This is a genomic window from Achromobacter sp. FW305-C-28, assembly GCF_058783235.1.
In genome coordinates this window covers 92,048-98,789 of sequence record NZ_JBYSYL010000006.1, presented here as the reverse complement: position 1 = coordinate 98,789, position 6,742 = coordinate 92,048, and the positions used below count along the sequence as shown (strand labels likewise).

The window sequence follows — 6,742 nt, the reverse complement described above, 5'->3', positions numbered from 1 at the left end:
CCAAGTCCCCTTCGTCTAGAGGCCTAGGACATCACCCTTTCACGGTGAGTACAGGGGTTCGAATCCCCTAGGGGACGCCAGTCTTACTGGCAGCAGTATGTGAATGCAGTTGAAGTGTCACAGTAGTTGAGTATGCCGCTGCGGAGCGGTAGTTCAGTTGGTTAGAATACCGGCCTGTCACGCCGGGGGTCGCGGGTTCGAGTCCCGTCCGCTCCGCCAAGTTTGCTCTACGCAGTGCCGTTCAAGAGCTCCGTTCCGGGAGCTTTTTGCATTTATAAGGGTGTAAGCCTTGTTGTTTGAAGTATGGAACAGCAGGGACTTCTGGGGGGTATAGCTCAGCTGGGAGAGCGCTTGCATGGCATGCAAGAGGTCAGCGGTTCGATCCCGCTTACCTCCACCAGTGAAGCAGTTCGCAGTAAAGTAGTTCTGTTCAAGTCCCCTTCGTCTAGAGGCCTAGGACATCACCCTTTCACGGTGAGTACAGGGGTTCGAATCCCCTAGGGGACGCCAGTTCACCCTGGCATGTTTTACCAAGCTGCCCTGACAAGCAGTGTGTTGCGCACGTTGATTTTGCCGCTGCGGAGCGGTAGTTCAGTTGGTTAGAATACCGGCCTGTCACGCCGGGGGTCGCGGGTTCGAGTCCCGTCCGCTCCGCCAAGCACGCTGTGCTTTTCTCGCTTCGCGAGACCAGTTGTTCCGCAGGGGTACCCCTGCAATGCGCCAGAAGGCGCCCGCCAAAAGCTCCGGATTCCGGAGCTTTTTTGTTTGGCGCAGCCAAGCGCCCTGCACCCTTTCCCTTGTGTGTCTCGTCCGTTTATCCTCTGGACAGGCCGGCCTTGCCAACGCATCCTGTGCGCTTGTGCCCGCCAAGCAAAGAGGCTTACGTGACCGCAAGCAATGCCGCTCCTCACGCGCACCGCCAACACCTGCAACACATCATCGCAGGCCTGAACGAAGGCATCATCCTGATCGAGCCCGATGGCGCCATCGCCTGGGCCAACGACAGCGCTCTGGCGCTGCATGCCGTCGAAACGCTGCAAGGCCTGGGCCAGACGCCGGCCGGCTACCGCAAGCGCTTCGCCCTGACCTACCGCAACCATCATCGCGTACCCGCCCGCCACTACCCGCTGGACCGACTGGCGGCGGCCGAGCCCTTCGACGACCTGCAGCTGGACCTGACGCGCAAGGACGACGCCGACTTTCTGCGCAACATCCGGGCGCGCGGCCTGCTTCTCGAAGGCGACGGCGGCGATTACCGCGTGCTGATCCTGGACGACCAGACCGATCAGTTCAACGCCGAACAGCGCTTTGAGCGCACCTTCGGCGCCAACCCCGCCCCGGCCCTGATCTGCCGCCTGTCCGACCTGCGCTACGTGAAGGTCAACCAGGGCTTCCTGGACATGACCGGCCTGACGCGCGACGCGGTGCTGGGCAAGTCCGCCTATGAACTGGATGTGCTGGACGGCGGCGACGACAAGGACGACGCGGTGGCCAAGCTGAATGCCGGCCTGACCATCACCCAACGCGAAGGTGTATTGAGACTGACCGACGGCGGCGCCAAGTTCGTCATCGTCGCGGGCCAGCCGATCGACATGCACGACGAACCCTGCATGCTGTTCACCTTCATCGACCTGGAAAAGCGCAAGCGCGCCGAAGAGGCCCTGCAGCAAAGCGAAGAACGTTTTTCCAAGGCATTCCGCCTGGCGCCGGTTCCCATGGCGTTGTGCGAAGGCGAATCGCTGCGCGCCCTGGACATCAACGATGCCTTTGCGCAGGCCACCGGCGCCTCGCCCGAAGACGCCGCCGGCCAGGAGCTGACGGCCTTGGGGTTGCGCCCCTTCGAAGGCATGGCCGAGAGCCTGGCGCGCGGCGAAAGCGTGCGCAATCGCGACAGCCAGTTGGTCGCGGCCGACGGCGGCGAACTGGATTGCCTGGTCTCGGCCGAACCGGTCATGATCGGCGGCGAGCGCCGCGTGCTGCTGGTGATGCAGGACATCAGCGAACGCAAGCGCAACGAGACCGAGCTGCTGACCGCGATCGAGGCCGTGATGCAGGATACGTCCTGGTTCAGCCGCGGCATCATCGAGAAGCTGGCGCAACTGCGATCGCCCGCGCCTGCGACCCGCGACGTGGCCGAACTGGCGCAACTGACCTCGCGCGAACGCGAAGTGCTGGGGCTGCTGTGCCAGGGGCACGATGACGACGACATCGCCAAGCAGCTGCGCCTGTCGCGCAACACGGTGCGCAACCACGTGGCCACCATCTACAGCAAGATCGGCGTGCACCGGCGCAGTGCGGCCATCGTCTGGGCGCGCGACCGTGGCATCACCGGCCACGAAAAGCCCCGGGCACGCGGCAAAACGGGAAAAACCTGAGCCCGACGCGATGAATTTACAAATTGAATCAAAATAATCGGGGGTTACGGCTGCGCGAAAATACCGCCTCGTTCGCGCAGCCACACCCTCAAAAAACGCCATTTCCAATAAAAATGGCGGCAACACGCCTTTAAAAATCAGAACTGACGCCAGATTGCGCAAACCCTGCGCAGGTTCTTACGATCCGCCGATCAAGCCGCCGTCCCAAGGCGAGCGGCGCGATCCCGCAAGCCCCTCTGGAGAGTCCGTTCATGCAGACCGCCTACATCCCCGTTCCCAAACCGACCAAGACGCTGCCCCCGCCCGCCTGGAGCAGCGAGGCCGTGATGGCGCTTTACGAGCTGCCGTTCATGGACCTGGTGCACCGCGCCCAACAGACGCACCGCGCCCACTTCGACCCGAACGGCATCCAGCTGTCGAGCCTGTTGTCGATCAAGACCGGCGGCTGTCCCGAGGATTGCGGCTACTGCTCGCAGTCGTCGCGTTACGACACGGGCCTGGAAGCGGAAAAGCTGATGCCGCTGGACGAGGTGCTGGCCGCGGCCCGCGCGGCCCAGGCCGGCGGCGCGCAGCGCTTCTGCATGGGCGCGGCCTGGCGCAGCCCCAAGCCGCACCACCTGGAGGCCGTGGCCGAGATGGTCAGCGCGGTCAAGGCGCTGGGCCTGGAAACCTGCGTCACGCTGGGCATGCTGCGCGAAGGCCAGGCCGAGCAGCTCAAGGACGCGGGGCTGGACTACTACAACCACAACCTGGACACGTCGCCGGAGTTCTACGGCAAGATCGTCACCACCCGCACCTACCAGGATCGGCTGGACACGCTGGAACGCGTGCGCGACGCGGGCATCAACGTCTGCTGCGGCGGCATCGTGGGCATGGGCGAATCGCGCCGCGAGCGCGCCGGCCTGATCGCGCAACTGGCCAACATGGAGCCCTACCCCGAGTCGGTGCCGATCAACAACCTGATGCGGGTGGAAGGCACGCCGCTGGCCGACGTCGAGGCGCTGGACCCGTTCGAGTTCGTGCGCACCATCGCCGTGGCGCGCATCACGATGCCGCGCGCCATGGTGCGCCTGTCGGCCGGCCGCGAGGCCATGGACGACGCGATGCAGGCGCTGTGCTTCATGGCAGGCGCCAATTCGATGTTCTACGGCGACGTGCTGCTGACGACGGGCAACCCGCGCATGGAAGCCGACCAGCGCCTGCTGCAACGCCTGGGCATGCGGATCGACGCGGGCACGCACAGCCACTCGCACGCGCACCAGGACCTGCACGCGGCCCCGGCTCACACGCATTCCCATGACTGCGCCCACCCCGGCGCGCACGACGCCCCCGCATGCCGCTGACACCGGGCCTGTTCTACCTGCTGGCCAGCGTGGCCTGCAGCGTCGGCGTGGCCGCGCTGCTGAAGCTGGCGCGGCACTGGCAGGTGGACGTGCGCCAGGCCATCCTGGCGAACTACGCCGTGGCCGCCCTGCTCTGTTGGCTGGTGCTGCGGCCCGACCCTGCGGCGCTGCTGACGCCGCAGACGCCCTGGCTGGTGCTGGCCGCGCTGGGCGTCTTGCTGCCCAGCGGCTTCATGGCCATGGCGCTGGCCGTGCGCCACGCGGGCGTGGTGCGCAGCGATGCGGCGCAGCGGTTGTCGCTGTTCATTCCGCTGCTGGCGGCTTTTCTGCTGTTCGGCGAACCGGTCACGGCCCGCAAGCTGGGCGCGATCGCGCTGGCGTTCGGCGCGTTGTTCTTCCTGCTGCGCCGGACGGCGGCCAGGCCTGACGCGCCGGCATCATCTCTGGCGGATACCCACGCCCTGTGGCTCTGGCCGCTGGCGGTGTGGGTGGCCTATGGGCTGGTGGACATCCTGTTCAAGCAGATGGCGCGCGCCGGCACGGCGTTCGCGGGCGGCCTGCTGCTGGCGTTCACGCTGGCGGGCGTGCTGACGCTGGCCTATCTACTGTGGCGCCGCGTGGCCTGGGCGCCGCGCCACCTGGTGGCGGGCGTGGCGCTGGGCGGCCTGAACTTCGCCAACATCCTGACCTATATCCGGGCGCACCAGGCGCTGCCCGAGCACCCCGCACTGGTGTTTGCGTCCATGAACATGGGGGTGATCACGCTGGGCACGCTGGTCGGCGCCCTGGTGTTTCGCGAACCGCTGACCCGCTGGAACGGCCTGGGGCTGGTGCTGGCGCTGGCGGCCATCGTGCTGATGGCCCCCATCTGAATCACGTTCCGGTGCGCTTGCGCCGTTCTGCCTCGGCGTGATCCCGTTCGTCGTCGCTGGCATCCGGCTCGGGCGCGGGCGTCGGCACGGGGTTCGAGACCACGCCGGCAATCGGAGGCAGCGCGGCCGCGGGTTCGGCTGCCGACTCGGCAGCAAGCCCTGCGGCAGGCTGAGCAGCCGATTCGGCGGTCGATGCCTGCCCCGCGTCGGCCACCGGCGCCACCGGCTCGGCAATGGGAGGATCGACCGCGCCTGCCCCCTCGACCGGCGCAGGCGCGGCCGACGGGTCGGGCTGGACCATTTCGATGTTGAGGTCGTTTTCGACGTCGACCCGAGGATCGAGCACTGCCGCAGCGGGCGAGCTTTGCAGGGTGTCGGGCATGGGCACGAAATGCACCGGGGCCTCGTCGACCTGGTGCGCGCCGGTGACGCGGGTGGGCCGCACCTGCCACACCAGGATCAGCGCGCAGGCGGAAATGAAGACGTAGTACATGCTGGGCCCGGCCAGCGACATCAACAGGCCCGCGATCATGGGGCCGACACAGGCGCCCACGCCGTAGGTCATGAGCAGCACGGCCGACAGGCTGACGCGGCGCTCGGACTCGACGTGATCGTTGGCGAAGGCGGCGCCCAGCGGGTAGAGCGTGAACTGCAGGATGCCGAAGACGCAGGACATGGCCACCAGCGCCCAGTAGGGCAAGGTAAGCCAACCCCACATGACGGTGGGCAGCACGACCAGCAACAAGGCGTTGAAGCGAATCAGGCCGGCACGGTTGATGCGGTCGGACAGCCAGCCCATGGGCCACTGCGACAGCAGGCCGGCGGTCACGGCGGCCGCGACGAAGATGGCAGCCTGTGAGGTGGACAGGCCATGCTTGGCGCCGTACACGGCGGCCAGGCCGTAGAAGGCGCCCGACAGGTTGCCCGCCACGAACAGCACGGTCATGGACAGCGGCACGCGCCGCATGAAGAAGCGAATGTCGAGCGCGGCCGGCAGCGGCGTGGGCGGGTGCGAGCGGGCCGTGACGGCAATGGGCACCAGGCACAGCACCAGGCACATGGCCACCAGGGTCAGGGGCCGCAGGTCAAGGGTGGCGTAGGCGGTCAGGGCCAACTGGCCCAGCACGGTGCCCAGGCCGGACACCACCATGTAGACGGAGAAGACGCGTCCGCGCTGGTGGTTTTCGGTTTGTTCGTTGAGCCAGCTTTCGATGACCATGAATTCGGTCACCATGACGATGCCCGAGATGACGCGGAACACCAGCCACAGCGGCATGGAGTCGACCAGCGTCTGGGCCAGGATCATGCTGGTGGCGATGGCCGCGCAGGCAACGAAGGCGCGGATGTGGCCGACGCGGATGATGAGTTTGTGCCCCAGACGCGCGCCGCACACCAGGCCCAGGTAGTAGCCGGCGATGAGGGTGCCGATCCAGACCTCGCTGACGGACTGCGCAGTGAGCCTCAACCCCATGTAGGTGTTGAAGAGACCGGTGCCGATGAGCATCAGCAGGGTCGCGAAATACAGCGACGAGAAGGAGGAGATGGTGGCGAGCATGGCGTTGGGCAACCGCTGCTGGCGGTAGCGCGGCGAGCCGCTTGAGCGGCCCGCGCGTTAAGCGGTGAAACGAGACTACGCGGGGAACATCAGGCCTGCGACAGCAGGGTCGCGGCGTCGCTGACTTCGAACTTGCCAGGACCTTCGATGTTCAGGTGCTTGACCACGCCGTCGACGATGAGGGCGGAGTAGCGCTGCGAGCGCACGCCCATGCCGCGCTGGATCAGGTCCAGTTCCAGGCCCAGGGCCTTGGTCCACAGGGCGGAACCGTCGGCGAGCATGCGAACCTTGCCTTCGGTCTTTTGTTCACGGCCCCAGGCGCCCATCACGAAGGCGTCGTTGACGGACACGCACCAGATTTCGTCGACGCCTTTGGCCTTGAGGGCGGCGGCTTGCTCGACGTAGCCAGGCAGATGCTTGGCGGAGCAGGTGGGGGTGAAGGCGCCGGGCAAGGCAAACAGGGCGATGGTCTTGCCACGGGTCAGGTCGGCGACCTGGAAGGCGTTGGGGCCGAGGGAGCAGCCTTCGCTTTCGGTTTCGATGAATTCGGTCAGGGTGCCATCGGGCACGCGGTCGCCGACTTTGATGGTCATGGGG

Annotated in this window: 4 protein-coding genes, 5 tRNA genes and 1 pseudogene; 8 read left to right on the top strand and 2 right to left on the bottom strand. The window is 66.4% G+C overall.

Going from position 1 to position 6,742, the window contains the following annotated elements:
• The first annotated feature begins 4 nt into the window (after positions 1 to 4).
• The 8 genes from AC3WMR_RS16460 (at position 5) to AC3WMR_RS16425 (ending at position 4,590) form a co-directional block, all read left to right on the top strand.
• Positions 5 to 80 (top strand) — tRNA-Glu (locus tag AC3WMR_RS16460).
• A gap of 62 nt (positions 81 to 142) precedes the next feature.
• Positions 143 to 219: transfer RNA gene (locus AC3WMR_RS16455), tRNA-Asp, on the top strand.
• A 105-nt stretch (positions 220 to 324) separates the two neighbouring features.
• A tRNA-Ala gene (locus AC3WMR_RS16450) sits at positions 325 to 400 on the top strand.
• A 34-nt stretch (positions 401 to 434) separates the two neighbouring features.
• Positions 435 to 510: transfer RNA gene (locus AC3WMR_RS16445), tRNA-Glu, on the top strand.
• 70 nt (positions 511 to 580) lie between these two features.
• A tRNA-Asp gene (locus AC3WMR_RS16440) sits at positions 581 to 657 on the top strand.
• Positions 658 to 884: 227 nt separating this feature from the next.
• Positions 885 to 2,375 (top strand): PAS domain S-box protein, encoded by a 1,491-nt coding sequence (locus AC3WMR_RS16435; RefSeq protein WP_492264153.1) that lies wholly within the window; start codon positions 885 to 887, stop codon positions 2,373 to 2,375.
• Positions 2,376 to 2,626: 251 nt separating this feature from the next.
• Positions 2,627 to 3,718, top strand: a complete 1,092-nt coding sequence (gene bioB, locus AC3WMR_RS16430) for a biotin synthase BioB (RefSeq protein ID WP_492264154.1) — start codon at positions 2,627 to 2,629, stop codon at positions 3,716 to 3,718.
• Positions 3,715 to 4,590, top strand: a complete 876-nt coding sequence (locus AC3WMR_RS16425; RefSeq protein WP_492264229.1) for an EamA family transporter — start codon at positions 3,715 to 3,717, stop codon at positions 4,588 to 4,590. The genes bioB and AC3WMR_RS16425 overlap by 4 nt, the downstream gene beginning before the upstream one ends.
• Before the next feature lie 163 nt (positions 4,591 to 4,753).
• On the opposite strand, the pseudogene AC3WMR_RS16420 reads toward AC3WMR_RS16425, so the two are convergent.
• Together AC3WMR_RS16420 and AC3WMR_RS16415 are read right to left on the bottom strand one after the other, a co-directional pair.
• A pseudogene (locus AC3WMR_RS16420) lies at positions 4,754 to 6,145 on the bottom strand (MFS transporter); the annotation flags it as partial.
• A gap of 89 nt (positions 6,146 to 6,234) precedes the next feature.
• Positions 6,235 to 6,738, bottom strand: a complete 504-nt coding sequence (locus tag AC3WMR_RS16415; RefSeq protein ID WP_025137301.1) for a peroxiredoxin — start codon at positions 6,736 to 6,738, stop codon at positions 6,235 to 6,237.
• Between the last annotated feature and the right edge of the window lie 4 nt (positions 6,739 to 6,742).